Source organism: Pseudomonas sp. B424 (assembly GCF_055408345.1).
Window position 1 is genome coordinate 49683 of sequence record NZ_JBUZTL010000004.1, and the last position, 26754, is coordinate 76436.

At 59.8% G+C, this 26754-nt stretch carries 33 protein-coding genes and 1 pseudogene; 1 reads left to right on the top strand and 33 read right to left on the bottom strand.

Going from position 1 to position 26754, the window contains the following annotated elements:
- Nucleotides 1-135: 135 nt before the first annotated feature.
- On the top strand, nt 136-771 hold the full coding sequence (locus ACZRMS_RS06785; protein WP_463994668.1) for a hypothetical protein: 636 nt from the start codon (nt 136-138) through the stop codon (nt 769-771).
- Here the strand turns inward: ACZRMS_RS06785 and ACZRMS_RS06790 are convergent.
- From ACZRMS_RS06790 to ACZRMS_RS06950, 33 genes and pseudogenes are all read right to left on the bottom strand, one after another.
- Nucleotides 741-1262: a lysis system spanin subunit gene (locus tag ACZRMS_RS06790; protein ID WP_463994669.1), complete on the bottom strand. Its 522-nt coding sequence runs from the start codon at nt 1260-1262 to the stop codon at nt 741-743. The genes ACZRMS_RS06785 and ACZRMS_RS06790 overlap by 31 nt on opposite strands.
- A complete protein-coding gene (locus ACZRMS_RS06795; protein ID WP_463994670.1) occupies nt 1259-1792 on the bottom strand; it encodes a glycoside hydrolase family 19 protein in 534 nt (177 codons plus the stop codon). Before ACZRMS_RS06795 ends, ACZRMS_RS06790 begins: the two co-directional genes overlap by 4 nt.
- A gap of 58 nt (nt 1793-1850) precedes the next feature.
- Nucleotides 1851-2894, bottom strand: a complete 1044-nt coding sequence (locus ACZRMS_RS06800; RefSeq protein ID WP_463994671.1) for a phage late control D family protein — start codon at nt 2892-2894, stop codon at nt 1851-1853.
- Nucleotides 2895-2960: 66 nt separating this feature from the next.
- Nucleotides 2961-3623, bottom strand: a complete 663-nt coding sequence (locus ACZRMS_RS06805) for a hypothetical protein (protein ID WP_463994672.1) — start codon at nt 3621-3623, stop codon at nt 2961-2963.
- A gap of 71 nt (nt 3624-3694) precedes the next feature.
- On the bottom strand, nt 3695-3901 hold the full coding sequence (locus ACZRMS_RS06810) for a tail protein X (RefSeq protein ID WP_463994673.1): 207 nt from the start codon (nt 3899-3901) through the stop codon (nt 3695-3697).
- Nucleotides 3876-4721, bottom strand: coding sequence for a phage tail protein (locus tag ACZRMS_RS06815; RefSeq protein WP_463994674.1), 846 nt, complete (start codon nt 4719-4721; stop codon nt 3876-3878). Before ACZRMS_RS06815 ends, ACZRMS_RS06810 begins: the two co-directional genes overlap by 26 nt.
- Before the next feature lie 13 nt (nt 4722-4734).
- Nucleotides 4735-7443 (bottom strand): phage tail tape measure protein, encoded by a 2709-nt coding sequence (locus ACZRMS_RS06820; protein WP_463994675.1) that lies wholly within the window; start codon nt 7441-7443, stop codon nt 4735-4737.
- A gap of 147 nt (nt 7444-7590) precedes the next feature.
- Complete coding sequence (locus ACZRMS_RS06825; protein WP_146383607.1) at nt 7591-7899, bottom strand: phage tail assembly protein; 309 nt, start codon at nt 7897-7899, stop codon at nt 7591-7593.
- Nucleotides 7900-7910: 11 nt separating this feature from the next.
- Nucleotides 7911-8414: a phage major tail tube protein gene (locus tag ACZRMS_RS06830; protein ID WP_095032254.1), complete on the bottom strand. Its 504-nt coding sequence runs from the start codon at nt 8412-8414 to the stop codon at nt 7911-7913.
- A 12-nt stretch (nt 8415-8426) separates the two neighbouring features.
- Nucleotides 8427-9599, bottom strand: coding sequence for a phage tail sheath subtilisin-like domain-containing protein (locus tag ACZRMS_RS06835; protein WP_463994676.1), 1173 nt, complete (start codon nt 9597-9599; stop codon nt 8427-8429).
- Nucleotides 9600-9662: 63 nt separating this feature from the next.
- Nucleotides 9663-10052 (bottom strand): hypothetical protein, encoded by a 390-nt coding sequence (locus ACZRMS_RS06840; RefSeq protein ID WP_463994677.1) that lies wholly within the window; start codon nt 10050-10052, stop codon nt 9663-9665.
- 10 nt (nt 10053-10062) lie between these two features.
- The gene (locus tag ACZRMS_RS06845; RefSeq protein WP_463943509.1) at nt 10063-10533 is read right to left on the bottom strand and encodes a gp53-like domain-containing protein; all 471 of its coding nucleotides are present in this window, start codon (nt 10531-10533) and stop codon (nt 10063-10065) included.
- Between the two features lie 170 nt (nt 10534-10703).
- Nucleotides 10704-11175: pseudogene (locus tag ACZRMS_RS06850) on the bottom strand (phage tail protein); the annotation flags it as partial.
- Nucleotides 11172-11774 (bottom strand): phage tail protein I, encoded by a 603-nt coding sequence (locus ACZRMS_RS06855; protein WP_463994678.1) that lies wholly within the window; start codon nt 11772-11774, stop codon nt 11172-11174. The gene ACZRMS_RS06855 and the pseudogene ACZRMS_RS06850, both read right to left, overlap by 4 nt.
- On the bottom strand, nt 11771-12658 hold the full coding sequence (locus ACZRMS_RS06860; protein WP_463994679.1) for a baseplate assembly protein: 888 nt from the start codon (nt 12656-12658) through the stop codon (nt 11771-11773). Before ACZRMS_RS06860 ends, ACZRMS_RS06855 begins: the two co-directional genes overlap by 4 nt.
- Complete coding sequence (locus ACZRMS_RS06865; protein ID WP_463994680.1) at nt 12655-12981, bottom strand: GPW/gp25 family protein; 327 nt, start codon at nt 12979-12981, stop codon at nt 12655-12657. The genes ACZRMS_RS06860 and ACZRMS_RS06865 overlap by 4 nt, the downstream gene beginning before the upstream one ends.
- A 6-nt stretch (nt 12982-12987) precedes the next feature.
- Nucleotides 12988-13221, bottom strand: a complete 234-nt coding sequence (locus ACZRMS_RS06870) for a hypothetical protein (protein WP_463994681.1) — start codon at nt 13219-13221, stop codon at nt 12988-12990.
- Between the two features lie 220 nt (nt 13222-13441).
- Nucleotides 13442-14035, bottom strand: coding sequence for a phage baseplate assembly protein V (locus ACZRMS_RS06875; protein WP_463994682.1), 594 nt, complete (start codon nt 14033-14035; stop codon nt 13442-13444).
- Entirely contained in the window at nt 14032-14541 is a 510-nt protein-coding gene (locus ACZRMS_RS06880; protein WP_463994683.1) for a hypothetical protein, read from the bottom strand. The genes ACZRMS_RS06875 and ACZRMS_RS06880 overlap by 4 nt, the downstream gene beginning before the upstream one ends.
- Nucleotides 14534-15199, bottom strand: a complete 666-nt coding sequence (locus ACZRMS_RS06885) for a hypothetical protein (RefSeq protein ID WP_463994684.1) — start codon at nt 15197-15199, stop codon at nt 14534-14536. The genes ACZRMS_RS06880 and ACZRMS_RS06885 overlap by 8 nt, the downstream gene beginning before the upstream one ends.
- Nucleotides 15196-15516 carry a head-tail joining protein gene (locus ACZRMS_RS06890; protein WP_463994685.1) on the bottom strand — a complete coding sequence of 107 codons (321 nt, stop codon included), beginning with the start codon at nt 15514-15516 and terminating at the stop codon, nt 15196-15198. Before ACZRMS_RS06890 ends, ACZRMS_RS06885 begins: the two co-directional genes overlap by 4 nt.
- A 2-nt stretch (nt 15517-15518) precedes the next feature.
- Nucleotides 15519-16514 (bottom strand): major capsid protein, encoded by a 996-nt coding sequence (locus ACZRMS_RS06895; protein WP_463994686.1) that lies wholly within the window; start codon nt 16512-16514, stop codon nt 15519-15521.
- 64 nt (nt 16515-16578) lie between these two features.
- A complete protein-coding gene (locus tag ACZRMS_RS06900; protein WP_463994687.1) occupies nt 16579-16923 on the bottom strand; it encodes a head decoration protein in 345 nt (114 codons plus the stop codon).
- Nucleotides 16920-18056: a head maturation protease, ClpP-related gene (locus ACZRMS_RS06905; protein WP_463994688.1), complete on the bottom strand. Its 1137-nt coding sequence runs from the start codon at nt 18054-18056 to the stop codon at nt 16920-16922. The genes ACZRMS_RS06900 and ACZRMS_RS06905 overlap by 4 nt, the downstream gene beginning before the upstream one ends.
- Nucleotides 18053-19537 (bottom strand): phage portal protein, encoded by a 1485-nt coding sequence (locus tag ACZRMS_RS06910; RefSeq protein WP_095032269.1) that lies wholly within the window; start codon nt 19535-19537, stop codon nt 18053-18055. Before ACZRMS_RS06910 ends, ACZRMS_RS06905 begins: the two co-directional genes overlap by 4 nt.
- Nucleotides 19537-19743: a phage head-tail joining protein gene (locus ACZRMS_RS06915; RefSeq protein ID WP_016781386.1), complete on the bottom strand. Its 207-nt coding sequence runs from the start codon at nt 19741-19743 to the stop codon at nt 19537-19539. The genes ACZRMS_RS06910 and ACZRMS_RS06915 overlap by 1 nt, the downstream gene beginning before the upstream one ends.
- A gap of 2 nt (nt 19744-19745) precedes the next feature.
- Nucleotides 19746-21761: a phage terminase large subunit family protein gene (locus ACZRMS_RS06920; protein ID WP_463994689.1), complete on the bottom strand. Its 2016-nt coding sequence runs from the start codon at nt 21759-21761 to the stop codon at nt 19746-19748.
- Nucleotides 21762-21764: 3 nt separating this feature from the next.
- On the bottom strand, nt 21765-22373 hold the full coding sequence (locus ACZRMS_RS06925) for a terminase small subunit (RefSeq protein ID WP_463994690.1): 609 nt from the start codon (nt 22371-22373) through the stop codon (nt 21765-21767).
- Between the two features lie 160 nt (nt 22374-22533).
- Nucleotides 22534-22878: a phage holin family protein gene (locus ACZRMS_RS06930; protein ID WP_029611475.1), complete on the bottom strand. Its 345-nt coding sequence runs from the start codon at nt 22876-22878 to the stop codon at nt 22534-22536.
- A 522-nt stretch (nt 22879-23400) separates the two neighbouring features.
- Nucleotides 23401-23757 (bottom strand): PA0613 family protein, encoded by a 357-nt coding sequence (locus tag ACZRMS_RS06935; RefSeq protein ID WP_369781826.1) that lies wholly within the window; start codon nt 23755-23757, stop codon nt 23401-23403.
- A complete protein-coding gene (locus ACZRMS_RS06940; protein WP_463994691.1) occupies nt 23750-25966 on the bottom strand; it encodes a VapE domain-containing protein in 2217 nt (738 codons plus the stop codon). Before ACZRMS_RS06940 ends, ACZRMS_RS06935 begins: the two co-directional genes overlap by 8 nt.
- Nucleotides 25956-26183, bottom strand: coding sequence for a TraR/DksA family transcriptional regulator (locus tag ACZRMS_RS06945; RefSeq protein ID WP_463994692.1), 228 nt, complete (start codon nt 26181-26183; stop codon nt 25956-25958). Before ACZRMS_RS06945 ends, ACZRMS_RS06940 begins: the two co-directional genes overlap by 11 nt.
- Complete coding sequence (locus ACZRMS_RS06950; RefSeq protein WP_048383174.1) at nt 26167-26685, bottom strand: phage regulatory CII family protein; 519 nt, start codon at nt 26683-26685, stop codon at nt 26167-26169. The genes ACZRMS_RS06945 and ACZRMS_RS06950 overlap by 17 nt, the downstream gene beginning before the upstream one ends.
- Between the last annotated feature and the right edge of the window lie 69 nt (nt 26686-26754).

The window sequence follows — 26754 nt, forward strand, 5'->3', positions numbered from 1 at the left end:
TATCTTTGCTACTCAAACAGATACTCGGATACTCCAGGACCTTTATCCCCTTACCTCCCAGTCCGAGCTTACTCATTTCGCTAGCTGAAATCGTGTACTCCCATCCATCTGCTTAGGTAGACCAAAGGATAAAAAATGATTCGTACTATCATCGACAAAACTGCAGAAAAGCTAACTACAGCATGGAGACACAACACAGTTATCGACTGGTATAACGAAAATTCTGCCCCGCATGAAATGAACATACTCGCTCGGTTTGCAAGCGCAGCAGCTGAAACCTGGAGTGAAGCAACAGCATTTTATGAGATCATGATCGACAATGGCCGAATTGATTTATTGATCATTTCACCAGAAGGGATTTTGCTTGTAGAAGGAAAGACAACATTCCACTCTAATACAACAAATTTAATAAAATCGCTGAACAGTCAAGTTGAGCGCGTGCATGGCACCAATGGAGGAATGCGTCGGCTAATTGATCACAAGATACCGTCATACTGCCGTGAGCGCTGGAATCTAGAAACGCCACCTCCCATGTACGTCGTTACGCTTTCTTGGTGTAATTCCAAAGGGCTTAAAGCCTGGGAATCATCTGAAAAATGGAGCGAGTCGATATCCGGTTTCACCTCTGGAAACACGCCCTTTATTTTTAGTGAGTACGAGCACTACTTACTTTTCAAATACAAAAAATCGAGCGGTATCGCGTGGCTTGAAAACGATACCCTGCCAGCACATGACAGCCTTCACTTCAGTGCCGAGACCTCATTGGCGTAGGCCTGACAGGCCTGCAGCGCGATCAGTCCTTGATCGCCGTCGCCGGTGATTCCGATAATTCGTTGAGCATGCGCGGGGTCAAGTCGGGCTCTATGGGCGCCATAAACCACGCCGCCGGTGCGGGTGGTGGGTTGCACTGCGTCACAACCAGTTGCGGCGGCGAGTTGGACTGACAGCCGCAGGTCAGCAGTAGCAAGGCGATCACGCAGGCGTGCCTGTTTGGTTTTCTCATCGGTCAGGGCTCGGTAATGGGATTGGTCGCTGACTGCCAGCCATTGCTCCAGGGCGAGGCGCTTGCCCTGCTCTGCCAGAATTTGTGCGGCGTTGGCATTGGCCAGATGGGTGCGTTCGGTTTGGTATGCAGCTTCCTTAGCAGCCAGTTGCTGGCCGTAGGCGTTGGCCTGCCACGTCCATGCGGCCCACGCACTGCCAGCCATCAGGGCCAGGGTGATCAGCAGCACCCCGCCCCACTTCACCGCATCGATCTTCACGCCAACACCTTGAGCGCTCGGGCGTACAGCGCCTGCCGATCCGCTGCGCCATTCTGGCCGCCGTTGATACGCCGGGTGATCCTGTCGAACTGGCCCGCGTCGGCCAAGGTGTTGAGGCCCTTGGTCGCCCAGAACCATGCCGCCGACATGCAGGCATGCTGTGGCGTCTCCAGCAGCTCGGGCTGCTGGATCAGGTCAAGGCTCAGCCCTTCGCCGCACGCCATGTAGTTGGCCCGGCCGGTGATCTGGATCAGGCCACGCCCACGATATTTTGAGCCGTCGCCGGCGATGGTATTACCCAGGTCTTTGCGGCCTTCGTATTTAGCTTGGGCGGCCGTTGGGCCCCAGATTTCCTTGACGTATTTGAGCTGGCCAGACTCATGGCCGATCTGGGCGATAAACGCGGCTACGCGCTTCGGGCCAACGATCTGGTAACGCACCATAGCGGTGTTCAGCACCGGCACAAAAACGCCAGCAACTGGGCCGGCGTTGGGGAGGATCTGCAGCAGTTGTTGCCGTGTAATCGACATGGGTTTGCCCTAACGAATAAACCCACACAAGGCAGGTTGGATAAAGGTGTGTTGGGGGTTACAGCTCAATAACTTGCAGGGCTGCCTTTGCCTTGGTTTTCTTGCCTTTGGCCTTGGCTTTGCCCTGTTGCCCGCCGTTGCATTCGACGGTGGTGGTCCAGCCGCTCTGGGTGAAGACCTGCTCGACCGAGTCCACCAGGTACTCGCCATCAAGCCCGGGTTTGAAACCCAGGGTGTTGATCATGCGTTCGGCAAACAGGTCGGTGCGGCCGGGCATTTCCAGACGCACCGCAGCGGTGGAGCGGTTGAAAGCGGACAGCCGGGCCTGGGCCGCTTGTTCAGCAGCGGATTTGTTCGGGTATATATGACGGTCTGTATGTACTGGCGGTAGACCTTCCGGGGCGTCGTCGTTGTTCAGGGTGATGATGGCCAACTTGCCGGTTTTCTTGTCTTGATGCTTGGTGCTGACCGCCTTGTGGGTGCTGCGATCCGCGAGGCGGTATTGCCAGCGGCTGACATCACTACGGGTCAAGGTGATTGCACCCAGTACCTTGCCACTTGCGCTCTGCCCCGCCTGGCGCTGCAGAACCAGCAACTTGCCATCCGCCACTTTGGCGGTGCAGTCGTATTGCTTGGCCAGCCGGGTGATGAAGTTAAAGTCCGACTCGCTGAGCTGGTCTGCCCGGGGGACCGTGGTGTTCACCGGGCACACTGGCGACCAGCCGTTACGCGCGGCCACGTCGCTGACGATGCTGGCCAGGCTGATGCTCTCCCAACTGCCGCTGCGGGTGGATTTGCCACTACCGCGCATGTCGCTGGCCTTGCCCTGGATCACCAGTGTGTCCGGAGGACCTGAGAGCTCGACTTCGTCTACGGTGTAACGCCCGAGGCGGGTTAAAGCGGTGTCGCTGTAGCCGAGAAACACCTCAATGCTGGCCCCGCGACTTGGCAGTGATACGGCGCTGTCGCGGTCGTCGATGCGCAACTCAAAGTCGTCAGACTCCATCCCGGGTTTGTCCGTGGTGCGCAGTAACAGCAGGCGGTCATTAATCAGTTCGGTGATGTCGGCACCGTCGGCGACGATGCGAAAGGTGGGTCTCAAAATGCTTGCTCCAAAAACTACAAAGCCCCGCATCGGCGGGGCTTTGTAGACCAAAACAGTAAGGGTTTAGAATGCCTCTGCAGGTTCTTTTGATGCTTCCAGTATTTTATTTGCTTCTAATTTTGGAAAGCTGAAGCGAATCAGTAAACCAGACTCAGCACCTTGGCCAGCAAGCATCAAATCAGCACTGCGTACATTATCTGGAGCTGCTGCCAACATGCTGGCAGCATTCCTAAGATTAGTTTTAACCTCGGTGCCTTCCAGAAACGTATACGTCAAGTTACCCGTGCTCAGCCCAACACTTTCGAAGTTAGTAAATTTTGACCGGTATTCATCCTTGCTTTTAGCAGTCGCAGCCAAATCAATGACATCGAGGAGCGTTTTATCATCCATCATTGAGACAAAAGTAAACGTCTTAGAAAGTGTAGTGATTGCTTTCGCATATAACTCTTGGTCAAATTCACTCATCAAGGAAACCATTCTCAGTTTTCCTCCTGAAAAAATTAATGCTGCTGTGAATTTATTGCCTATAAAGTCCACATCATCAATACACCTCGCCGTGCCACCTATCTCTTCCGAGCAATCGTAGTAGCCTTTAGCAACGCTGTAGCTCTCAAGAGGTGAATTGTAAGCATATCCTTTGAATAAGTTATCGTCGGCCAACGCATTTTGCGTGCCTACGAACAAGGCTACGGTGGCTGCAAAACACTTGGCTATTTTATGCGACATTGAATACCTTCCTTTTCATTGAGTCAGCGCTAATGGCCATATGCTAGCAAGTGAGTAATATAGATGTCTTCTCAATTCCACAGCATCAATACCTCATCACTCGGTACCGGCAAATCCGGCAGGTGAATAACCACCCCAGCCCGAAACGGCTGCGCCTCATCGGCCAGCCCTTGGTTGGCATCGAGCACAGCTTCGATCGTACCGTTGAGGTGGCCGTAGTAGTTCTGACAGAGGGTGTCGAGCACGTCACCGCTAGCGGTTCTGCAGGTCGTCGCCATAGCGCACAAACTCCAAGGTAAAGCCCTGTTTACGCGGGATGCCACCTTGCAGCAGCGCGCTTTGTTCTTCTTCGATGTTTTTCAAGCACCAGTTGCCCAGCACCTCGCCGTAGCCGGTGGTCAGGCCCAGCGGCTGGAGCTGGGCGCCGATGCTGCGCAGGGTGTCGAGTTGTTTGATGCCGCCTTTGAAGCCTCCAAAGATCGAGCCGCTGAGGGTGATGCGTTCTTCACCCATGCCGATTGCCTGTTGGGCCGGTCGACGGCTGAGGCGCTCTTGCGAGGCCCAGCGGTATTCGCTGGAGCGTTTGAGTTCGTCAAACGCGGCGGTGTCCAGGTTGAAGTAGAACGGGGTTGATCCCGGTTTCAGCGATTGCATGATCAGCAGGTGTGGAAACGGTTTTACCGCTTCGGCAGCCGGGGTGGCATCTGCACCAAAGGCGCCGGTCGGGATGATGTTGGCCAGCGAAGGGCTGACATTGCCGGCAATTTTGTTGAGGGCGGTTGCGGCTTTTCCGGTCTGCTCCTTGAGGACGCCGAGGCGTTCATCGATTTTTGAGGCTGCCCGGGTGGCTTTGTTGTAGGTGGCCACCACGGCTCCGGCTTTGGCTTGGGCGGCGCTGACTCCGCGCATTAGCCGCTGCACCTTGGCCCCGACTGCCGGGCCGATAAAGGGCAAGTCCTCCAGCTCAGAGGCGGCGCCGGTGATTTCGTTGATTGCGCCATTCACCGGCCCGAGCATTCCGTCGAGGCTACGTCGGCCAGTTTCTCCGGCAGCAACCAGGTACTTCAACCCGGACTGCAGTTGCTCCATGTAGGCCATGTTGGCTCCTTAATCAGAGGTGCGGTTCGTCGTAGAGGTTACGGTTCGACATTTGCTGGTTGATTTGCTCGATCTGCCGTTGCAGGTGCGGCTGTAGTTCCCGAGCCAACGCGGCCGGGTCTTTGACGTCGCCTTGCACCGTGATTGACAGGGCTGCGTTGACATCAATTTTCTGATCGATCTTTGGCGGCTCGACTTTGAGCACCGACTTCACCGTGGGCGCTATGGCCAGGGGCCCCTGTGGTGTTGCAATGGCGAGCGATCGCGCAACGTCGCCCATGCGCACAGCGCCGGGCAAGCCCGGTATCACGCTCTGACGGCCCGCCGGTTGTGCCAGTAACGACACCGGTTTTTCATCATCTGAGCCGAACCACGATTTGCCCAGTTTGGCCCCGATGGACTCACCGCCCATGCTGCCGAGTATCCCGCCGATCACGCCGCCGATGGCCGTACCCAAGACCGGGACCACGGAACCAATCGCAGCGCCCGCCGCCGCACCGGCCAATGCTCCAGCGACGTTACCCGCTGCAGCACCGTACCCTTCCGCCTTCGCCTCCTGAGTATCGGCATTTTGGAACGTGTCGAGCGCACGCATACCGCCCTCGAGCAGCGAGGCTCCCGGGATCATCTTCCCGACCTTGCCCACTTTGCTGGCAAAGCCCATCACACGGCCGAGGCGGCTCGGAGGTACAGGTGGCACGGGTGGTACCGGCGGCCGAGGTGGGCGTGGCGGACCACCACCGCGTCGACGAGTGTTGCGGTTGCTGCCGCGTCGACGGCGCCCTTGGCCACCGGCACCACCTCCCCCGCCACCCATCGCCGCCGCGTTCACGACAAAGACTTTTTGCGGCCCGGAGTCATCACCGCCGTCTTCGTCGTTTTTGGCTTCGCGGAGCACATCCAGCACTTTGAGGCCGGTTTCGATGGGGTTGAAGCCTTTGCTTTCGCTGTCTGCTTCGTCCCCTTCGGCGGCGTTGTCGTCACCGTCCTTTTTGCCAGCGAAAGCTTTGAGGCCAATTTCGGCGAGGGCCAGAACCTTGGAGCCTTTGCCCTCCTCCTTGTCATCGCCGTCGCCAGCGTTGGTGACAAAAACCTTTTGCACGCCTTTCCCATCACGGCCACCCATCGCGCCCCGGGCCAGGTTGAACAAGCCCTTGCCGATTTTCAGTGAGCCCCACAACCCTTGCAGGGTCAGGGCACCACCGGCCAACACGGTCAGCCCCATCGCCAAGCCCGGGGTGCGGTCGCTGAGTGCGGTAATGCCTTTGGCCACCGAGGTCAGCCCTTCGGCCACGCCGTCAGTGATCGGCCGGATGGCGTCACCCACCGAGCGCATGGCATCGTCCATCGACTGGGCCATCTCCGCCCATTTCTGCGAAGACGATTCGCGGCGCTCGCTGAGGTTTTTGTCGAGGATGCCGCTGGCATCACGCGACTCGCGTTTGAGCTTGCCATACAGTTCCTTGTTCTGCATGTAAGCGGTGAGCGCGGCTTTAACCTGCATGTCGGCAAAGATGTCGCCGGTGCGCAATGCCTGTTCCAGCGAGGCCATCATGGCCTTAGCTTTTTCAGGGTTGGCTTCCTTGCTGATTTGCGCGGTAGCTTCGGCCATTTTGGCGGCGCGCTTTGGATCGGTCTGCTCGATGTATTTCTTGGCCAGGGCCATGCTCGACTCTAGCGTGGACATGCCTTCTTGCAGGCCGGTACGCATCGAGCCTTCATAGTCGATCCCGGCTTTGCTGTAGGCATCAACGGTCTGCGACGATCCGATTTTGTCCATCCAGTTTTTGATGTTGTTGGCCGCTTCGTCGGCGCCGCCCGCCGTTTTCATTTGCACCTGGAGCATGGCGCCCAGTTGAGTCACGGCGTCCATGCCGGTGATGCCCAGTTTGCCCATGTTGGCCAGCAGTTCAGGAAACCAGCGCGCCATGTCGCTGGCTTCAAAACTGCCCGCCTGCCCTTGAAAGGCGATGGCTTCCAGTGCCTGCTGCATTTCCTTGGCGTCAGTGATCTTGGCGTTTTGCCCCAGGGCGTTGATCATCTTCGCCGTTTCAGCACTGCCCGAGCCTTGGCCCACCACGAACTTGGCCGCTACGGGTGCGTATTCCAGCGCCTTGGCCAGGTCCATGCCGGCACCCACCAGTTCGTTAACCACGTTGGCCACTTCGTTGCGGGCCAACCCGGTGTCACGCGAGGTGGTGATGATGGTGCGCGACATCTGTTGTTCTTGCGGGGCATTGGCTACGCCGGCTTTGATCGCGATGTCACGGATGATTGCGTTGTAATCGGCGCTGACTTTGGTCGGGACGGCCATTGCGGCCACGCCGACAGCGGCCTTGCCAATGCTGCTTTTGACCGTGGCCCGGCCTTGGTTGATTTGCGTGTGACCCTTGGCTTTCAGGTCCGCTTGCTGCGCGGTGCGCCCCAGCGCCTGATAGGCCTTGTCGAGCCGTCCGACCTCGACCCCTTGCTTGCGCAAGCTGTCGAGGTTGGCATTGAGTTTGTTCAGAAGTGTTGAAGCGCCGGCGGCACCGGTGTCGTGGGCTTTTTTCCATTCGTTGCGCAACCGGATGGTGTCGCCGATCTGGCGTTGCATGACCCGGGCCTTGGCCCCGGCGGCCTCCAGTTTCTTGATCCGCCCTTCCACCTCTTTGAAGGCCGAGCCCACGGTGGAGCTGACCGCCCCGCCGATCACCAACCCGAGTGCGAGTTTGTTTGCCATCTGTTTGCCCTACCCTGTGATGCGCGGCAGGTGGCTCAATCCGTGAGCCACCAGATCATTTCCGAGAACGGCATGGCCATGATCTCAGCGGCGGAAAAGCTCGTTTCCGACGCCAGGCGCTTGGCCAATTGTTTCAGGGTGACGGGGTTACAGTTCGCTTTCGTCGACCAGACGAAAATAGCCTTCCTGCACGCGGTTGTAGTCCACCACCTTGAGCCCTTCCAGCTCGTTGGGGGCGACTTCGGTCAGGCTGGAAAACAACTGCAATTCGCGCTTTTCGGCATCGCCGCCAGAGACTGCACCGGCTGCGCGTACATCGCGTACCGTGGGCGCGCGCATTACCAGGGTGTCGGTTTTGACATTGTTCAGCTCGGTCGGATAACGCAGGGTCACGGTGACGCCTTCGTCGCTCAGTTTGAGCCAGCTCGGTACTTTCTTTTCAGTGGTGGTGGTCATGCGAGTTTTCCTTAGAGGCCCAGGGCGCTGCGTACATCTGCCATTTGGTCGACGCCATCAATCACGCGCACGCAATTGACCATGTCGATTTCGTACATCACCCGACCCTCGACTTCCAATTTGTAATATTGGAGCGCCATCGCGTACTTGCTTTCGGCCTTTTCGCCGGGCTTCCAGTCGCCCATATCGAGCTCTTTGAGCAGGCCGCGCATGGTCGCAATGACCGGAGTGACTTTGCCGCCGAGGCCTTTGAAGGCACCGCGAAACACAGCGTTGCCGCTGGTCTGGTCGGCCAGGCCAAAATACTTCATGGCCTCGCGGCGCACGCCAATGGTGACGAAGCTGGCTTCGAGTTTTTCCAGGCCCACGTCCAGTTCGATTTCACCGCCCATGCCACCGCCCCGAAAGGATTCGGTTTTAACGGTGAGTTTGGGCAAGGTCACGGACGGTACGTCGCCGGCAAAGCTGATCCCGCCCATAAACAGGTGGGTGTCATATAGCACTTGAGGAATCATTAAGCGGCCTCCTTAGGCGGCGGTTTCCAGCACTTCGGTCAACCATTGGTTGGTGACTTCCACACGGAAAATGGGGTTCTCGGCAGGCGGCACGTCGGTGAAACGGATGTTCCAGTACACCTTGCCCTCCTCCAGCTGGCTGGCCGTGTTCAGCACAGTGTCGGCATAGACTTCGAAGTTGATCACCGCACCCTGGTTCTTCAGGTCGCGCATAAACGCGTCGAGGCCGTCCGTAACGTCCTTGACGTAGGTCTTGGTGATTGAGCGGTCGACCGCCCATTTGTGCCCCGCCAGGATCGCGTCCATCACGATGTCGAGCGTGCGCACGCGAGTGACGAATGACCATTTCGGGTCGGACGACAACGTGCGGTTGCCCCACAAGCGGTAGCCGCCATCGCGGATGATGGTGGTGATATTGGCGTTGTTGAGCAGGTTGGCGCGGCAGGTTTCATCGCCATCCAAAAACTCGATCGGGCGTGTGGTGCCGGTGATGCCGACCAGCTCCTTGTTGGACGGTGAAGCCCAGAAGCCATACTCGGTGTCGGTCCAGGCAAACAGGCCCGCGGCAAAGGCCGAGGCCGGCGAATCAATCGTGGCGCTGGTAATCGTGTCCCACTGCTGCACGCCCGGGTCGACCATGTACACGCGCTTGCTGCCGAACTCCTTGGCATAGGCCAGCGCGGCTTCGTCGGTGGTGTTGGGGCCGTCGACGATGGCAATGGCGCGCAGCTTGCCCGCCAGGGCATCCATCGCGGTGGCCACGGCCTGGGTGGCGGAATGTTGGGGCGCGATCAGCAATCGTGGCTGGGCGTTGAACCGGCTTTTACCGTCGAGCAGCGCTTGCAGGCCGGTACGCTGACCCGAGGCCAATACCCCGCCGATAATGGCCGAGGTTTGCAGCGCCGGGTCTTCCAGCTTGGCGACGCCACAGGCAACGATCACGGCCTTGGCGCGGATAAATACGGCCTTGGCGGCGCGGGTGATGGCCGAGTCTTCGCCGAATGCGGCGATGGCTTCACGTTCGCTGGTGAGCAGTACCAGGTCGTTGGGTTTGGCCGATGCGGCCGGGCTGACGGTGAAGGTGTCACACAGGCCGATGATCGAAGTGGACGGCAGCGCAATGGTGCGCGCCCCGGTATCGACCAGTGCGACGGTGACGCCGTGAAAACGGCTTGCTGTACTCATAAAAGCATTCTCCAGAAACGACAAAGCCCCGCAGTGCGGGGCTTGTGGGGGATTACAGGTTGTTTATTTCTTGCGGGCGGCTTCTTCGGGCCACGGGTACAGCGCCTGAATTTCATGGAAGCGGATAACGGCTTTCTCGCGTATGGCCTCCCAGCCGGGTTCATTCATGGCCTGCATCCGTGTGGCTTCGGAAAAGTAGCGATCCGAGCCTGTCTCAAGGTCGGCGTATGCCATCAGGCGCTGACGCTCAACCACTTCAGCGCTGGGCACTGTGGGCGGCAGCGGCTGCTTGCTGATGATGCCGTTGGCCAATGTCCAGATCCCGTCGTCCTCGCTCACCAGTCGCAGCCACAGCGCTTCGGTGACTTCGACTGCATTTTTGGGGATCGTGTGAACGCCTTCAATAAGCCGGCTGTTCAGGGTGCCGTCCGGGTTGAATGTGGCGTATTTCATGGGTTCACTCCTATTTACCTACCGCGATATAACTGAGCCCGGCAGATCCTGTGACACCGTTATTCATCGTTTTAAACCATGCCTCACTCACGGCTCCCTCAGCGCCCCCAACGCCATCGCTCAAGTACACCAGGTAGTTGTTCCCTATTGCCGCATTGTTATAACCGCCCACAACGACTGACCCCAGCCTGTTAGGGAACGGGATCGGAAAGTGGGTGATGTTGGTGGTCGAGCCTTGCAAGGTCATCCCTGCATGCCACTGCACAATCCAGCTCCCCAGCCAGGTAGGGAATACGATATAACCCACGGTGCCGGAAACAATCTGAAAGCCCAAACGCAGTTTTTTCGGTGTCACGATGGTGCTGTCATCAGCCCCGGTGTTGACCTGTTCTTGAGTGCTGACCTTCGCCAGACCCAGCAGCTTTTCGGTAGCCTGAATAAGCCGTCTGGCAAATACTTGCGCCACTCGCAGCGCGGTCATGGGCTTGGCGTTGTCGGCTCCGGCCTCCGCCTCTTTTTGCGAGGCAGGTTCAATCTCGTAGCCTTCCAGAGTTGTCGGGTTACTGCCCGACTGCACAATGCCCCGCTCATTGATCGTGATCTGACGATAACTGCCCGGCTGGCGGGTGGGTGGCAGCACGGCAATGATTGAATCATCGACATATTGCCGGGTAGCCAACACCACCGAAGGATCGATCTTCAGCACCACATTGGCCGCACTGGTGACGATGAAGTTCATCCGCACCACTTGGGTCTTGCCGCTGCCCTGGGCGAGCAGAGGCTTGAAGCTCGGCGCGCAGTTGGCCACCGCCACCAGATCACCGTCCGCGTCATACAGGCCGATTTCACGAATCCACCAGCCGCCGACGTTTTCCGGGATCACCTGTTCGGCAATGATCACATTGCTGTTTTTCGGGTCGATCCTGACCTGATTCAGCGGCGCCCGGCGTTGCTCGTTAATCAGCTTGGTCTGGGCGCGATCGGGGATCGGGTCGGCGCCACCGGCATCGCCGACGCCCATTTGCGCGAACGTCCACGGCACACCCAAGGCATCAGCATTGGATTGTTTGGCCTCCCCCACGGCGGTGAGGATCGCCATAAACTGGCTGTTTTGATCAATCATGGGTACACGTCCAGGGTTTCGATTTGATGTTCCCGGCCAACCGGACCGAAGTGGCCCGTGACCTCGATGTCGCGCGGCGCAGGCGGATACACGTCAATCACCTCGCCCTCGTACAGGCAGGAGTAAATGTTGAGGTTGCCGGTGCTTTCGAGGCTGATCACCAGCTCGGTCAGAGTGCGACTAAGCGGTTTGGCATCGTCGATCAGGGCCGTCAGCTCCCGGTACATGTCCTCGGTGATGCCGGTTTCCAGCACGCCGACCTTGAGCGCGAAGGTGCCCGGCTCGCCCAGCGGCACGGTCTGCCACCACTCGATTACCTCAAGTAAATAGCCCAGCGGCTCCACCACCCGGCGCAGCGCGCCGATGGTGCCTTTGTGGGCGTGGATGTAGAACGCCGACTCAATGGCGGCGCGCTTGACCTGCTCGCTCCAGGTGTTGTCCCAGCGGTCCACCGACCAGGCCCAGGCCAACTGGTGCAGCAAGTGCGCCGGGCAGGTCCGGGCGTTGTACAAGGTGCGAATATGGAGCGTTGGCGCATCGTCAATGGCTTGCTCGATGCCGCGTTCCAACTGGGTGCTGTTGAGGGGGAGCAGGCTCATCCGGTACCGCCTTGGGTCACGTTGAACCCGGTGCAGTAGGCCGCTTGATGCTTGGCCCGGGGGATGTCCTGCCAGCCCGGCAAGTCCACACGGCTGACGCCGGTGATATGCAACTGAGCGTCAATCGCCGAGCGCGACACCTCTACGCCCAAGCGCCGACGCGGGTTGATCCACGCCTGCAGGCGGCGGATGGCTTCGGCCAGAATCGCTTCGTTTTCCGAGCCGGTACCGGCCATATGCAGTACCGCTTCAATCCGGTATTCCAGCACCTCGGCGCTTTGCACCGCGAGCCGGTCCCCCACGGGGCGCAGGTTCTCGTCACTCAAGTGGTGCAACACCCTGTCCAGTAACGGCTGGTCTGCCACGCCGTTGCCCTCCAGGTGCAGCACCGTGACCACCACATGGGCCGGGCTTGGGCTCTCGGCCTGGGCATCGGCCACCAGCGCCGAGGCGTTGCGCGCATGCAGGATGTAGCTGTTACGCGGCCCGGCGGTGGTCAGCCCCTCGTAGACCAACTGAATGCGTTCACGTAAGGCATCGTCCAGCTCCATCACCTGCGGCACCGGCGGTACGCTTTGGCTGTCCGCTTCCTGTATCACCAGGCGCTTGAGCCGCACGTTGGCCGCAAGGTGATCGAGGTCAGTACGCTGGGCATAGGCCAGCAGCAACGCCTTGGCCGCATCATTGATTCGGGCCCGGGTTTGCAGCCGACGATAGGCGCCCAGTTCCAGCAGCTTGACCACCGGATCGCTCTCGAGCGCCGCGTTCCAGTTGTCGCCCATATAGGCCCGGAACACGGCCAGTTCTTCTTGATAGACGTCTTCAAAGTCCAACGTCTCCAGCACCTCCGGTGGCGGCAGGGCCGATAGATCCACGGTACTCATGCACTGACCTCCATTGCTACGCTGTCGCCCAGGTACACGCCTTTCAACTCAAAGCTGATCTCGCCATTGAGTACCGCCGTGACCCGCACCGCCTGCAACTTGAAGCGCGGCTCCCACAGGTTCAGCGCGTGTGCGACCTCGGCCTGTACCGCACTTTTCCAGCCAGCGGTGACGGGCATATCGACAAACCGGCGCAGTTGGCAGCCGTAGGCCGGACGCATGCGCCGACTGCCCACCGGGGTGGTGAGGATATCGGCGATGGATTGGCGCAAATGCTCGACGCCGGAAAGGGCCACGCCGGTGTGGCGATCCATTCCGATCATCCGGGGTTACTCCGTGAGGGGCTCAAAGTCCGGGTGGATGTTGAGGTATTGAAACTGGGCGTCGTCCACTGCGCTGACGCGACCTTGGGCAACGGGCAACGTGGCGCCGCCGGGCAGGATCAGGGTGCGTGAGGTGTAGACCTTGTCGCGGAAGGTGCGGGCCGGGCTCGCCATCGGGACGGTTTTTTGTAAAACCGGTGCGATGGAATCGGTGACTTTGTCGTCTGGTGTTTTGCTCATGGGTTTCTCCAGGTATTAAAAAGCCCCGCCGAAGCGAGCAATGCTGTTCACTTAAGTGCAACGCTACTCAATTGTGGGAGCGGGCTTGCTCGCGATGGTCTTCAGAGCGCCACATTTACTCAGTAAATACGCGTCATCGTTTACGACCATCGCGAGCAAGCCCGCTCCCACAGAGGCAGAAATCACTTAAGTGAACAACTTTGCGCCGAGGCAAGGTGCATCAAAAGGGTATGGCTGTGATTCCTGGGCCAGGCATCACGCCTGCATGGGTATGTGTGGAGCCGACATTCACCCCGTTATGGGTCAAGCTCGACCCGTTGATAATCACTGCGCCATTCAGGGTGATATCCCCGGTGAGGGTGATCGCCCCGGCCTTTGCGGTGATGGCGCTGTCGGTCACCACCGCCGAGCTGCCCCCGACCGCAATGGTCACGGTGCCGCTGGGCAAGGTGATGGTGTAGCTCTTGGCCTGCCAGTCGTAGACCAGCGAGCCGCCGTCATCGAAGCGCCACACTTCGACGTGGTCGCGGTTGTCCGGGGGTGCCCCGGCATCGCCGTACAGGCCCGGGACAAAGGTGCCCATGCCCGCCTGACCGCTGGGGTTAAACAGCACGCCCTGCTCGCCAAGACTGGGCGAGCGCCAGTGCCGCGCCTTGCCCGCTGCCACGCTGTGCCAACGCACCCAGGCGCTGGTCCAGTCGCCTGTGGACACACGGCAGGCCGGGGGTGATGCGGTCAAGTCCACGGCGACCACGTAACAAGGGATCAACATGGCCGCGATCATGCGGTCATGTTCGGCGACCGGGTAACTCATGGCAGATCCTCCGGGGTCACGGGATCTTCACCATTGACGCCGATTATCAACGAGCCAGGCGGTTCGTCGGGCCACGGCCATGCCTCCTCGCCGAGGTAGATGATTTGGGTCCACTCGACCAACCATACGGTGTAGCCGTCCAGTTCTGGGCGCGTCCAGTCCTGAGTCGAGCGCTTGAATTCAGCCGCCTGCACGGGCAAACCCCAGTATTGAGCCCGCAATAACACCGCCAGTTGCGTGGCCAGTTGCACCGCCTGCCGGTAATGATCGGCGCAGATTACGTCGACAATCACCCGCGCTTCGAAGGTGATGGTCAGGGTGGTTTTGCCGGTGCCGGCTTCCTGAGCCGGTTCAATCTCGCCAATGTCGAGAAACACGGCCGGCAGCGGGATATGGTGAGCAATGTCCGGCCAGAAGCTGACCAGTTGCACACCCGGCAAGTGCTGCTGGATGTGTTGCTCGATGGCCTTATAGAGCTGGTCGAGGCTAAAGGGTTGCTCACACACGGCGCGTCCCCTTCAAGTATTTTTGCAGTTCGAAGTTCATCTCTTGCTTGAGGATCTGCATCAAACGGTCGTCGGCTTTGCGGCTCCAGGCTTCAAAATGCGGACGTACTGCCTCTAGTGAGATTTTGGCTTTGGCCAGCGGAAAGCGGTCACTGTTTTCACCGACAAACCCGGAGCTGGGCCCGGTCTGTGAGGTGACGTTGCTGTCAGGGTAATCCGCCGGGTCGAAGTGTTTGCTCGCGGTACGAATCCACACTTCGGCCTGATTGCCGTAGACCTTTTTGTAGAAGGCGCCTCTGTAGCGCCGCCCGGCCACTGACACCCCGGCCCTTGTCTGCCGGGCGCGCCCTGCCCGGCTGGCTTCCAACGGGTTGATGCCGAACCACAACTTGCCGCGCAACGCGCCGCCGTCCACCGGGTAGCTGCGCAAGCGTTGGCGCACCGCCTTGACGGCGATGCGTTCCTGCTTGCCCACGGCTCGCGCGATGTGGGTGCGTAACCAGCCCAGGGTTTTGTTGATCGCCCGGCGCTGCGCTTTGGCCGCAGCGCCGGGCACCAGAGTGGCCAAATCTGCGAAGGCTTTGAGGTCTTCGGCTGAGGGCTGAATATGCAGCATGCCGCTGTTCTTTTTCACCTCGCTAAAACTGCCAATACTCATGGGCGTTTCCTCAAGATCAGAGACACCAGCCCGTCGCCGTTGGGTTCCAGTTGCAACAGGTCGTAATCGCCGCCACCGTCCAGCGCAGGCAGGTCGATGGTGACTTTCAGGCCTTTGTTCAGGCCGTCCGAGTCCGCGACCCGTACGACAAAATGCGGTTCGCGCAGGCCGGTATTGAGACGGCCAATTTGTGGCTGTTTCCACGGCGCAGAGAACATGCCCAGCACCGGCTCGGCGCGGCCTTCGATGTGGCCGGTGTCGGCCAGCACGTCGAAGATCACGCTGTCGATGTCGGCCACCAGATCGCGGATGCCCACGCCTACAGTTCCAGCAGGATCTGCGCGCGCGGTCGGGTGCAGATGTGCAGCGGGTTGGACTGCGCTTCGCCGGCCATGCCTTTGTTGAACGGCATCGGCTCAATCTTGCTGTAGTACGGAATGCCCTGGGTGTTGACTGTTTCCATGTAGTCGGCCGGGGCAAAGGCCGAGATATAGAGGTCTGGCACCCCTTCGGGGACCAGAAGGGCTTTGTCGTCGTGGACAAATGCAACACTGGCGATTTTGCCGCGATAGCGTTCCCAGACGATGCCGCCATATTCGAAGCTTTCGCGTGCATCACCTCGCAGCGCAGCGGCTTGCGCGGAGTTGAGGTAGGTGGCCTTGATCTCCTCGAGGCCCATCATTTTGTTCCAGAAATTCTTGCCACAGAACGCACGGGCACCGGTGCTGGTGACACTACCCAGCGCATCCTCTTGCATGTCCAAGGCTTCACCGCATTTAACGCGAAAGTCAGTGTCTGCAACGGTCAGTCCCATCGACATTTTTTGCCGTTCAACGCCGAAGCTTTTGTACAGATCGAGCAGCACCGTCTTGCCGTCCGCGTCGAGGATCTGACCGTTCAAGGCGCCGGCCCGCTGGAATTCGTGGGTGACGTCCAACTGACGACGCGCCTTGAGCAAGCGTGCATTGACTACATCCTGTACGGCTTGCAGTTCGCTGCGGGTGCCGAAGGCACGAATGCCCTGAATCTCGTCGGCCTTGATGGTGAAGCGTTCCGGCAGGTGCACGGTGTTAAACGGGATCAGCGTGCGTTTGCTGGCACCGACGATCAGACCCGAGGTGCCGCGCTCACCTGCCGGCACAAGGGCCAGCGTGTCGCCGTCCTTCTCGATCTGCACGGTCAGGGTGGTGATGCCTTCTTCCTGAAACAGGCCAAGGCTGCTCAAGCGGCCGGGCTGGTAGGGTTGTTCGTTGATGGCAGCGGTCAGCGACGAAACCGAAAATGCTTCGTCGTCAAAGATGGCGATGTCGGCCATTGGGGACTCTCCAGAATGTAAAAACCCCGCTCGATGGCGGGGTGCAATAAAAAAGGCGGTCGGCTTAGCGCACGATCACAAAGTGTTCGGCCAGGGATTTTTCACCCTCGGGATCAAGCCCGGTCAGGTGCGCTTCGCTCACCTCCGCCAGGCGCACTACCGCACGGCCACGGCGCACGATGTCTGACTCGCCCAGTGGGCCGTACAGAATGGCAACAGCACTCTGGGTGCCGTCTTCAGCGGTGGCCACATAGGGCGCAAACTCACCCGAAGCGGTCACCAGCCCCAGCACTTGGCCCGGATACAGCGCCGGGCCAGCGGCCACGTTGATGGCTTCGCGGGAGATATTGCCGGCGCCTTCGGACAGCAGGAATTCGCCCGCGTGGATCGGCTCTTTTTTAATGGTCATGCTTTTACCCCTGTCTGGGCGGCGCGACGGGCCGCATAGATCGCATTGGTGTCAGGCTGTTTGGCCTGGGTTTTCGGCGCCGGGTCATCGTTGATCGGCAAGCTGTTGTCGATTTCAAAACCGCCGCCGCTGACCAGTTTGTCGAACAGCCGGCCACGCACGGCTTCAGCACTGAGCCCGGCCGCGACAAACTCCTGGGTGAACTCCGGCAGACGCGCAGCAACGCACAGGTCGCGCACGGCCTTGGCGTTGGTCAGCGCGGCATTAACTGTGGCCTCGTCGGCCAATTTGGTGGTGCTGATCAGTGGCTCGATCAGATTGCTGATCCCGGCTGCCGTGCAGCTTTGGGTGATCAACAAGGCCAGCTTGGTCGAGTCCACGATGGCTGGTTTTTCAGGCTCGGGCGGAATCGGCTCCGGTGTTGGCTCTGGGGCTGGCTCCGGCTCGGGCGATTCATCCAGCTGGGCCAACAATGCCTGGGGTGCATGTTGGTAGCGCTGCAGTGCACCGCCCTGCCCCAGGCAAGCTTTGACGGCAACGCCCTCGCCCACTTCGTCGGCCAAGCCAAAGGCCACCGCTTCGCTGGCCGTGAGCCAGGTTTCAGCATTGACCATGCGCCGGAGTTCAACTTCGTCAATGTTGGGTGCCTTGGCCTTGTAGGCCGCGATGATGGCTTCCATCGCCTGATCCAACGCCGTGGCCACCTTGCGTAAGTCTTCGGCATCACCTGCGGCGTAGGTCCACGGGTTGTGGATCATCAGCATGGCATTGGACGCGATCACCACGCGGTGAGCGCCACACACTGCAACACTGGCCGCGCTGGCTGCCAGGGCGTCAACGCGGCCGGTGCAACGCTCGCCCAGACGCGACAACGCGTTGTGAATTGCCAGGCCGTCAAACAGGTCACCGCCGATGCTGTTAAACGCCACCACAATCGGCGACACGCCGTCATCGATGGCGGCAAGGTCACGGACAAACTGATTGGCGGTGATGCCCCAGGTACCGATCTCGCCGTAGACATAGACCTCGATGCTGCGAGCCTCGGCTTCGCCGCTGGCCTTCACGCTGTACCAATGCTTGTTTTGCTGCGCCGGTGGGTCACCGGCCTTGTTGAAAATGCGTAGCCTGTTCATGGTTTCTCCTTGTCGGCAGGCTCTTCTGGCACGTCGACGAGCGTTTTGTAGTTGAGGCCCAATTCGCGGGCGCGGGCCTGATCGGCAGCGTTTTCGGCGTCGACGGTTTCGGCGTCATAGCCCGAGCGCAGGACCATTTCGCTGCGGGAGTTGAAGCCCGCGTTGACCTCCATCATTCGCGCCTGAATGTCCTGTACCGGCTGGATATAGGCCCAGCCCTGCGGTACCCAGCGCGTGCGCAGGTATTCGCGGCGCCGTTGCGCGTAGTCGTCCAGCTTGAGGCGGCCGGCCAACACCGCCATATCCATCCAAGCGGCGCGCACAGGCCGGCACAACTGGTGCACATACACACCGAACTGCAGTTGCTCCAGGCGACGGCGGAATTCGTTGAGCACGACCCGCAGCGCCCGGTCGTTGACCTCGCGCATATCGCCGGTGAGGATTTCGTAAGGCGTGCCGGTACCGGCGGCAGCAGCCATCAATTGCTGCCGCATAAAGTCCGGGTAGTTGTTGCCGGCGTCCGGTGGTTTGGAAAACTCCACTTCTTCGCCCGGCCCCAGTTCCTGCATAGTGCCGGGCTCCAGCGCGACCATCGGCGTGAAGCCGTCGCGGTCTTCGGTCAACAACTGACCGGTGACCGGATCGCGGGGTTGCTGTCTGCCCTCCGGCGGTGGGCGGGAGATAAACCCTGCAAACAGGTTGGCTACCTCCTGACGAAACAGTACCGCGTCGTCGTAGTTGTCCAGGCTGCGCAAGCGTTTGAGCACCGGCGCCAAACGCGGCACGCCACGCAACTGCCCTGGCTCGACCGGCTCAAAGATATGCAGCACCTGCTCGGCCGGTACACGCACCAGTTGGTTGTAACCGGCGTTGAGGGATGAGGCGTCCCGGGGATGAACCCGATACATCCAATAGGCAACCCGCTGGTGGGCCGGGTTGAACTCGATCCCCGCACGGATGGTGTTACCGTTTTTGGCTGGCTCAAATTTGTCGTGCGGCACAAACTCCGGCGCCAGTACCTGGAGCTGCAGCGGTACCGCCAGATCCTCTTCCAGACCGCGTGGCCGCAAGCGCACAAAGCACTCTCCGGCGGTTTCGACGGTGCGGGCGATCAGCGCCTGCTGGCCGTAGAAGTCGGTCAGGCCATCGGCGTCTGATTCGTCGACCCAGTCCTCCCACAACTCCTGCTGCACTTTGCGCAGGGCGTCGTCCTCGATCTTGGGTCGCGGGGTGATGCCGGTACCGATCAGGTTGCTGACACGTTTGTCGATGACGTTGAAGGCATACGGGTCATTACGCACTGCCGCCCGCGAACGAGACCGCAGATTGCGCAATGCTGGGGTATTGATGCTGTTGATGCCGATATCGGGCGCGTCCCAACTGGCTGAACGCCTGCCCTCTCCGGCCCCTTCGTAACTGGCTTTGATCCGCTCCGGCAGCAAGAAGCCGTTGCGGGTCAGGGTTGGATATTGTCGTGCCATTAGAGTCCCTTGCCTCCGTGGTAGAGCCTCACCACTTTTGAGCGCGGCCCGGCAGACGCGACCAGGGAAGTGCGGATCTGATCGCGGGCCTTGAGCAGCTCATCAACCGTGCGGTACTCCACGGTACGATCGGCATAGCGCACGGTTTTCTCGCCACGTGCGATGGCCGCCTCAACAGCGTCGAGGTGCTTTTGGGTAAAGGACATAATCAGCGTCTCTTGAGATAGCCGCTGCTGGAGCTGCGACGTTGAGGGGGTCGTGCAACAGGCTGCGGTGGTGCGGCCGGCATTATTTCGGGTGCAGACGTTTCAACAGGTTGTGTCGCGGGTATTGCGGCCGGAAGTGCAAGACGTTCAGCCTGAACGGGCTTCTCATCGAACAACCCGGCCTGCGCCAGGGCTTGGCGAATGCGCTCCCAGTCATGTTCCTTGTAGCGATTCAGGCCCAGGTAATGCGCCATCGCCAGGTTGTACACCATCAGGTCGAGCGCTTCGTTGCGCTCGGCCTTTCCTTTGACCCATTCGATGCGTTTGTAGCCTTTGACGTAGCGCGCCACCTTGCGCTCGGCCACGCACTGGTCGAAGAAGTCATCCGGCAAGTCGTTGGCAAAGTGCAAAGCGCCCGGCCCGTCTTCAAACGGATAGCGGTTGTAGATCCAGTCCTTGGCGGTGTCGGTACCAACAAACCACAGCTCGGCGCCGTTGCGTTCCGTCTGGCCCTTCCAGGTCACGTCGACCATCGATGGACGTTGCGCAATCACCGGCTTACCCGGCTTGCTCGCTCCTTTGATGGCGAAGATGTTTCGCCACCGGCGAAGGCGGCAGAACTGGTAGACCTCGTCAGTGTGGTGACCGCCGGAGTCGACGGCTGTGGCCAGAATCCCCAGACCGACGCCGCATGGGTGCGGGTAGCGCACCTTGAGCTTGTCATCGAGCACGGCCCAGGTGCGCTCGTCCGCCGGGTCGCCCCAAATCACCTGGTAGTCGATGATCCAGCGTTCCATGCCAACACCCCAACCCATGACCATCAGTTCCAGGCGGTTGGCCTGCACGTCGACAGAGGCCGTGAGCATCAGCACCCGTTGTGCCATTGAGCCAAGACCGTAGGTTTCACGGCGGGCGCGTTCTTTCAGCACTTCAGCTTTGGTCTGCTCTTGAGCGCTGTCCCAGACCTTGGCCAGACGGGTGTTGTAGAACACCTGCATGGGCTCAAGATCACCGCGGTTCTGCGCCTTCTTGGCCTTTTCAAACTGCTTGGCCAGTGAGCGCCAGTCGGTCCAGCCGAGTGGCGCATACAGTGCGTTGAGGTGGAAACCGATGGTTTCTCCGTCGCCCAACGCGTGCGATCGCCATTCGCCCTGGGCCAGCATCTGCCCCTTGTAGTGCTCCTCAATCAACACATCGCAATCCAGCCCGGACGCAGCGCATTTGTAATGCACCAGGCTGTAGTCGGCTGAGTAGAGCAGGTTTTCCCATTCCAAAATTTGCATGTGGCCGCAGTGCGGGCATGGCACGTAGTAGTAACGCTGGTCACTGCTCTCAAACAGATCAGCGATGCGCGAGGCGCCTTTGATCGTGGGCGAGCTGGAAAAGTAGAACTTGGCGTTTCGCCCGAACGTACTGCCCCGGGTTTCGGCCAATTCGATAGGGTCGCCCTCTTCGCCCACGTCCACATCCCAGCGGTCGATTTCATCGCCGTAGATATAGCGTGCCGACAGTTCGGCCAGGTTGGCTGCCGAGCCTGCAGTGGTGATGTAGAGCGAGCCTCCTTCAAATTCCTTGGTGTCCATCGTGTTGCGTGGGCCACGGGAGCGGTTGGCTGCAACGCGTTCGCGCAACACCGGTGTCGCCGTGATGGTCTTGCTGATCCGTGATGACACCCGCTTGGCCAAGCTAAGGCTGGGCAGCAGGGTCAAGATGTTGGACGGCACCATATGGATCAAGCCGCCAATCCAGTTCAACGCGATCTGGGTTTTCATAAGTTGCGAGGCCACCATGGTGACCACGCGCTTGCATGGGTGAGCCGGCGACAAACAGCGCATGGGCTCGCGGGCATAAGGTGTACGCGAAGTGCGGTACTGGCCGGGCTCGGCGGCGCCGGCGTCACGCGGGATACGCATGTACTCGTCAGCCCACTGGTCGACCCACAATGATGGGTCAGGCCGTAGCCCACGGAAATACGCCTCGCGGTACACCTCTGCACCGTTCGGGATTTCCGTGTGCATGAGTTAACTCTTGTTGTTGAGGGCGTGAACCAGGTCAGCCGAAGACATGCGCTCGGCGTCCTCCAGCGAGGCGCGGATGGCAGCCGTCAAACGGCGTTCGATTTCCCAGGGATCGGTCATGGCCGCCAGTTCGGGTGCCAGTTGCGGCGGCATGCCCAGCAACTGATCGCGCAGCAGGCGACCAGCGCTGAATGCGCCGGTTTTGACCGCCTCCAGCTCGACTTGCGAGCCTTGGACCTTGTGGAATTCAGCCTCGGCCAACTGCGCCAGGTAGTACTCGCGGTGGGCACGGGCTTTTTGGAAGTCAGGTTGCTTGCCAGCCGGGCCGATGGCAGGCTGCGGCGCAGCCATGTTCGGCGTGGATTCGACCATCGGTGACAGCTGGCTGGTTACGTCGCGCTGCACCCGGGCCTCTTGATGCCGAGCCGCGACGGCGGCCTTGGTGGGGTCAGCTGTTTGGCGGATCAGCGCGATGGTCTCTTCAACATTGACCTGTCTTTCATCCGCCGACAGGACCAGACGATTGTTCTTTCTAAGCCATGTGATGTAACTCGGCGCCTTGCCGATGTAGGCCGCAAAGGCGCTCTTCGACAGAAAGATGGGGTCTGTCACAAGCCCTCCTTTTCAACGGCTTTTCAATGCAAGCCTTTCAATTTCAATGGATTGAATTTCAATAAGCTGCCAGCCCAGCGGCTAACGATTTCCCGCGGGTTTCCTGCCCCGTACCCCCGGAAATCCCCCAGGGTCCCCGGCAGGATTTGAGAGATGAGAATTATTCTGATTGGTCAGAACGGGGTGGAATTTCACAAACCCCGAGGCGCTTGGCGGCCCAGCGCTCGTAAAGGCCGATGGCAACGTCCGCCCCGGCCATCGCCGTGAGGCAGCCCACCGCCGATGACGCCCAGATCGACACGCCGTTGGCGTGCAGCAGCATCATCGTGGACAGTCCACAGCCGATACACGCACCTGACCGCAAAGCCAAGCGCCGCACCAGCGACCAACCCCGGGCGCCGTCCTTGTCCGCTCGCCACATCTCACCCGACACCCCGCCGATCAAGGACAGTGCAATCACCAGCCAGATCGGCATATCCGCTAACGCTTGTTGCTCTGTTGTCATTGCCTGCCCCTAAACGCAAAAAACCCGGCGCAATGGCCGGGTTCAGTGGTGGGTGTCGGCCGCTCTCTGCGGTCGCACCTATCGAAGATGACTACTTTTTACAGGTGGATTCCGGTGGCAGCAAGCGAGTTTTAATGCCACCGGCGAATAAGTGGGTTAGGCAGCTGAACGCCCGGCGAATGTCGGCGAATACATCATCCCGGCTAGCGCTTTTGGGGGCTGTCTGCCCTGCCCCACTGCTCAGGATCAAGGTGGGGCAAGGGAGAGAGCCTAAATCAAAGGCTGTGCCCCACTGTCCTACTTCTTTTACTTTTTCCTCGTATATAGAAAGATTATTAAGAACACGCATGCGCGTGAAACGCGCGTATTGCTGCCCGCTACGCTCACATGGGCGAGGGGCATTTACAGGTGGGACTGTGGGACAGCTCAGTAACGGCGCGGCCTGTGCGTAACCCACTGCCTTGCAAAGCAGTGGGACGCGGTGGGCCAAGACAAGGACGATGATTGGAGTAGTGCCGGGGATCACGCAGCCTTCCCCATCAGCAAGCCAGCAATGCACAGGTGCGCGTCGTGCAGACGCTGGTAGTAGGTGTCACGACTGCAACCGCAGTGGGTGTACTTCTGCGACAGGAAACTGTCGTGGTTGCAGTAGTGTTCACGCACCACCACCGACAACTGCGGCGGCAGGTGTTTATTGACGATCAACTCAATGTCGGCCGACTCATCGAGCAGTACCCGACTGCCCCGCGTGCCGCGAATCAGCTCGCCCTTGGTTTCCATCAGCATGGCAATCATGTTGCCGCTGCCAGTGCCTTCGGGCGCTGCGCTGTGAAGATCCTCTGCCCAGAGTTTGAGCATGGCGTCGATGTGCTTAATCAAAGCAAGGCTCCTCGATCTTCTGCACCTGCAGGGCTGACTGGCCGCCCCAGTTATCAGGCTTCTTGTAAGCCCAGGGACGCTGCCCGCTTTTGGCCAGGGCTGGCAGGCGCACACGACGCCATCCAAGTCGGTGCATGATTGCGCCGACACGCATTTGCTCTGGCTTGCCCCAGTGGCCGAAGTCGAGCATGAGTGCGCTGGCCAATACTTCGCTGCCGCTGGTGGTTTCGCCGATCTGCGATTCTTCCAGCCAGGTCAGGATCGGACCTTCCCATTCATCCACCACAAAGCGCTCGTCCTGGGCTTCGGAGAACATCGCGGTTTCGTCGCGGTTAACCCACCAGATCTCATCGGCCTTGTAGCAGAACATCGCCTCAGCCCAGAGTTGGTCACGGATCTCGCGCAGTTGCTCCAGATCGACCTTGGTGCAGGCCACCGGCCAATAACGGCGGTTGCCCGTGGCGTCCTTGAGGTATTCGTCCTGGTTGGTGGTGCCCACGAACACACACTGGCGTGGCACGTCATTGGTTCTGCGGCCGTAGCTTTCGCGGTAGGTGTCGGTGGATGCAGAGAAGAACTGTTTGGCCTTGGTGCTTTCGGCCTTGTTGAAGCTGTCCAGCTCGCCCAGTTCGATGATCCATTTGCCACGGATCGCCTGAAAGCCGTCCTTGTCGCCCAGAGCAAACGGCGTATCCATAAACCAGTCGCCGCCGAGGATGCTCATGGCCGTGGACTTGCCTTCGCCCTGCCCGCCTTCAAGGATCATTACCGAGTCAGCCTTGCACCCTGGGCGCATCACCCGGGCAACCGCCGAGATCATCCAGCGCTTGCCGACCTTGGCGCTGTAACCGCTTTGGGCCACACCCATGACCGTGGTCAGCCAGGTATCGAGGCGGGGCACGCGGTCCCATTCAAGCTTGTTCAGGTAGTTGCGTACAGGGTGAAAGGAGTTGTCGTGGGCCACAACGCTGACCGCCTCAATCACGCTGAAGGCTTTGACGCGCAGATTGTATTGCTGAGCCAGCCACTTCATAACGCGTATGTCATCGATATCACCCCAGTCCCCGGTGCCGCCGCCATAAGGAGGCGTACGCAATTTGACGATCTTGGAGCTGAAAGCGCTGAAGCTGATGACGCCTGCCCAGCGCTCATCGTTGCCCAATATCAGTTCAATGTTCTGCATGTGTGCGATCAAAGAGCCGTTTTCAGTGCGGGCCAGTTGATCTTTCCAGCCGCCAGCTGCGGGTGGTTTGACGACCGCCAGTACCTGCCTGCGAACCGCGTCCAACCCTTCGGAACAATGCAGGTCGTTGAAGTCGGTCCATTTGATCTCACGCTCGCCTGAAAAGACCGGACCAACCACCTGGCCGCCAACGATCAAAGCGGCGTTGCTGCCCTTCTCTTCACCAGGGTTCCAAGGCTCACCATTGGGGCTCTTGGTTTTCCAGTCATCGTCTCGACACACGATCAAAGCGCGGCCCGGGAAACGCTCGCGCATGGCCTTGGCCACCACGCTCAAATTGCCCGCGTCAAAAGCGATAGCTACCGTCAGCGAGGTGGCCATATTCAGGCTTACGCCGGTGGCATAACCCTCACATACCAGCACTGGTTCGCCCGGTTCAGGGTGCGGGCCAATAAGGTGGAAGGCACCCACTTTGGACATGCCGTAAGGCCAGTAGGATTTATCTCGGCCAGTATCTGCCTGCTTCTCTGGGTAGATGACCTGAAGTCCGATGATCTCATCCCGTACATTGCTCATCGGGACCAGCACCGCACCAGAGCGCGGCGCGAATCGCACTCCCATCGCGATAATCTGTTTCCGATCCAGATAGGCGCTGCGGCCCCTCTCCGGCATGCGTGTGAACAGGCCCGATGCACGATTGGCAGCACGGCGTGCGGCGTTCGCGGCAATCTCGGCGGCGCGGCGTTTGCCTTCTCCCTGACGAGCGCGCATAACGTCGCGTTCTTCCTGACTCATGCGGCCGGCCTTAACCTTGATCTTGTTGCTGTCGCCCGAACGCCAGTCACCGAAGCTGCCGAAAATCAGCGTCTCGTTTTTCTCGGTGCGGTGCTCATGGATCACGTACCAGCCGTTTTTCTCTTTGCCTTTGTCCTGCGTGGTCTTGCAGCGGGTCAGCTTGCCGAACGTGAGTGGTTGCGCAGGCTCAAGGCCGTGGTCAGCGAATTGACCGAGAACGTCATCGAGCATAACGGGTACCTATTTGTTCATTCAGTTGTTGGCAGGCTGCACAGCGCGTGCAACAGGTGACAGCCATGCGGCGGGCCAAGGGAATTGATGAATCGCAGTCCACGCAAAACTCGTAAGACGCAAACACCGGCTGCGCTTTTCGCGCTGCCAGCGCTAGGTCGATACGCTCCTGCACCAGGTCATTAGCAAAATCTGCGATATCAGCCACGGTCAGCACCCCGCGTAGTCGAGTTGACGTAGCAGGCGCGATTGAACATGCCCAGTAGCCCCTGAATACCGCGGAACACCTGCAGGCGGATCTCGGCCAGTTCGCGGTCGTTGACCACCCCGTCGCCAATGCTCTTGGCCCAGGTGTCGGCCAGATCTGCTACCTGACGGAAATACACGGCAAGGCCAGTGGTCAGCGTCTCGGGCATATCGTCGGTATAGGCCTCGGCCAGCTCCTGCCAGATCGTGTCGCCCACCAACGCATGCACCGCATCCAGGATGCGGCGGTCTTTGGTCAACTCCAAGATCTCAGCGAACTCTTGAACATTCACCGTGTGGCTTGGGTGGGTCGGGGATAGCTTGTGCTGCAACGTGGTGGGATTGCGGCCGGTGGTGGCAGCGATGGCAGCAGCGCCACCCGGGTAGTCGCGGGCAGCGTGATACAGGGCCAGATCGAGCGGCAGAATTTCGCGGCGCGCTCGTTGAGTGCAACTAAGAGCAATACGGCTCATGGCATTAATCCTTGAATGTTGCCAGTGCCGCGCGGCGTGCTGTGGTGGTACATTTGCCGCGTGGCTTGA

Excerpts from the sequence above, each read along its gene's own strand:
- ACZRMS_RS06785 (WP_463994668.1), top strand. The coding sequence starts at position 136 with ATGATTCGTACTATCATCGACAAAACTGCAGAAAAGCTAACTACAGCA.
- ACZRMS_RS06795 (WP_463994670.1), bottom strand. The coding sequence starts at position 1,792 with ATGTCGATTACACGGCAACAACTGCTGCAGATCCTCCCCAACGCCGGC.
- ACZRMS_RS06805 (WP_463994672.1), bottom strand. The coding sequence starts at position 3,623 with ATGTCGCATAAAATAGCCAAGTGTTTTGCAGCCACCGTAGCCTTGTTC.
- ACZRMS_RS06810 (WP_463994673.1), bottom strand. The coding sequence starts at position 3,901 with ATGGCGACGACCTGCAGAACCGCTAGCGGTGACGTGCTCGACACCCTC.
- ACZRMS_RS06815 (WP_463994674.1), bottom strand. The coding sequence starts at position 4,721 with ATGGCCTACATGGAGCAACTGCAGTCCGGGTTGAAGTACCTGGTTGCT.
- ACZRMS_RS06820 (WP_463994675.1), bottom strand. The coding sequence starts at position 7,443 with ATGGCAAACAAACTCGCACTCGGGTTGGTGATCGGCGGGGCGGTCAGC.
- ACZRMS_RS06825 (WP_146383607.1), bottom strand. The coding sequence starts at position 7,899 with ATGACCACCACCACTGAAAAGAAAGTACCGAGCTGGCTCAAACTGAGC.
- ACZRMS_RS06830 (WP_095032254.1), bottom strand. The coding sequence starts at position 8,414 with ATGATTCCTCAAGTGCTATATGACACCCACCTGTTTATGGGCGGGATC.
- ACZRMS_RS06835 (WP_463994676.1), bottom strand. The coding sequence starts at position 9,599 with ATGAGTACAGCAAGCCGTTTTCACGGCGTCACCGTCGCACTGGTCGAT.
- ACZRMS_RS06840 (WP_463994677.1), bottom strand. The coding sequence starts at position 10,052 with ATGAAATACGCCACATTCAACCCGGACGGCACCCTGAACAGCCGGCTT.
- ACZRMS_RS06845 (WP_463943509.1), bottom strand. The coding sequence starts at position 10,533 with ATGACCGCGCTGCGAGTGGCGCAAGTATTTGCCAGACGGCTTATTCAG.
- ACZRMS_RS06855 (WP_463994678.1), bottom strand. The coding sequence starts at position 11,774 with ATGAGCCTGCTCCCCCTCAACAGCACCCAGTTGGAACGCGGCATCGAG.
- ACZRMS_RS06860 (WP_463994679.1), bottom strand. The coding sequence starts at position 12,658 with ATGAGTACCGTGGATCTATCGGCCCTGCCGCCACCGGAGGTGCTGGAG.
- ACZRMS_RS06865 (WP_463994680.1), bottom strand. The coding sequence starts at position 12,981 with ATGATCGGAATGGATCGCCACACCGGCGTGGCCCTTTCCGGCGTCGAG.
- ACZRMS_RS06870 (WP_463994681.1), bottom strand. The coding sequence starts at position 13,221 with ATGAGCAAAACACCAGACGACAAAGTCACCGATTCCATCGCACCGGTT.
- ACZRMS_RS06875 (WP_463994682.1), bottom strand. The coding sequence starts at position 14,035 with ATGAGTTACCCGGTCGCCGAACATGACCGCATGATCGCGGCCATGTTG.
- ACZRMS_RS06885 (WP_463994684.1), bottom strand. The coding sequence starts at position 15,199 with ATGAGTATTGGCAGTTTTAGCGAGGTGAAAAAGAACAGCGGCATGCTG.
- ACZRMS_RS06895 (WP_463994686.1), bottom strand. The coding sequence starts at position 16,514 with ATGGCCGACATCGCCATCTTTGACGACGAAGCATTTTCGGTTTCGTCG.
- ACZRMS_RS06900 (WP_463994687.1), bottom strand. The coding sequence starts at position 16,923 with ATGACCATTAAAAAAGAGCCGATCCACGCGGGCGAATTCCTGCTGTCC.
- ACZRMS_RS06905 (WP_463994688.1), bottom strand. The coding sequence starts at position 18,056 with ATGAACAGGCTACGCATTTTCAACAAGGCCGGTGACCCACCGGCGCAG.
- ACZRMS_RS06910 (WP_095032269.1), bottom strand. The coding sequence starts at position 19,537 with ATGGCACGACAATATCCAACCCTGACCCGCAACGGCTTCTTGCTGCCG.
- ACZRMS_RS06915 (WP_016781386.1), bottom strand. The coding sequence starts at position 19,743 with ATGTCCTTTACCCAAAAGCACCTCGACGCTGTTGAGGCGGCCATCGCA.
- ACZRMS_RS06920 (WP_463994689.1), bottom strand. The coding sequence starts at position 21,761 with ATGCACACGGAAATCCCGAACGGTGCAGAGGTGTACCGCGAGGCGTAT.
- ACZRMS_RS06930 (WP_029611475.1), bottom strand. The coding sequence starts at position 22,878 with ATGACAACAGAGCAACAAGCGTTAGCGGATATGCCGATCTGGCTGGTG.
- ACZRMS_RS06940 (WP_463994691.1), bottom strand. The coding sequence starts at position 25,966 with ATGCTCGATGACGTTCTCGGTCAATTCGCTGACCACGGCCTTGAGCCT.
- ACZRMS_RS06950 (WP_048383174.1), bottom strand. The coding sequence starts at position 26,685 with ATGAGCCGTATTGCTCTTAGTTGCACTCAACGAGCGCGCCGCGAAATT.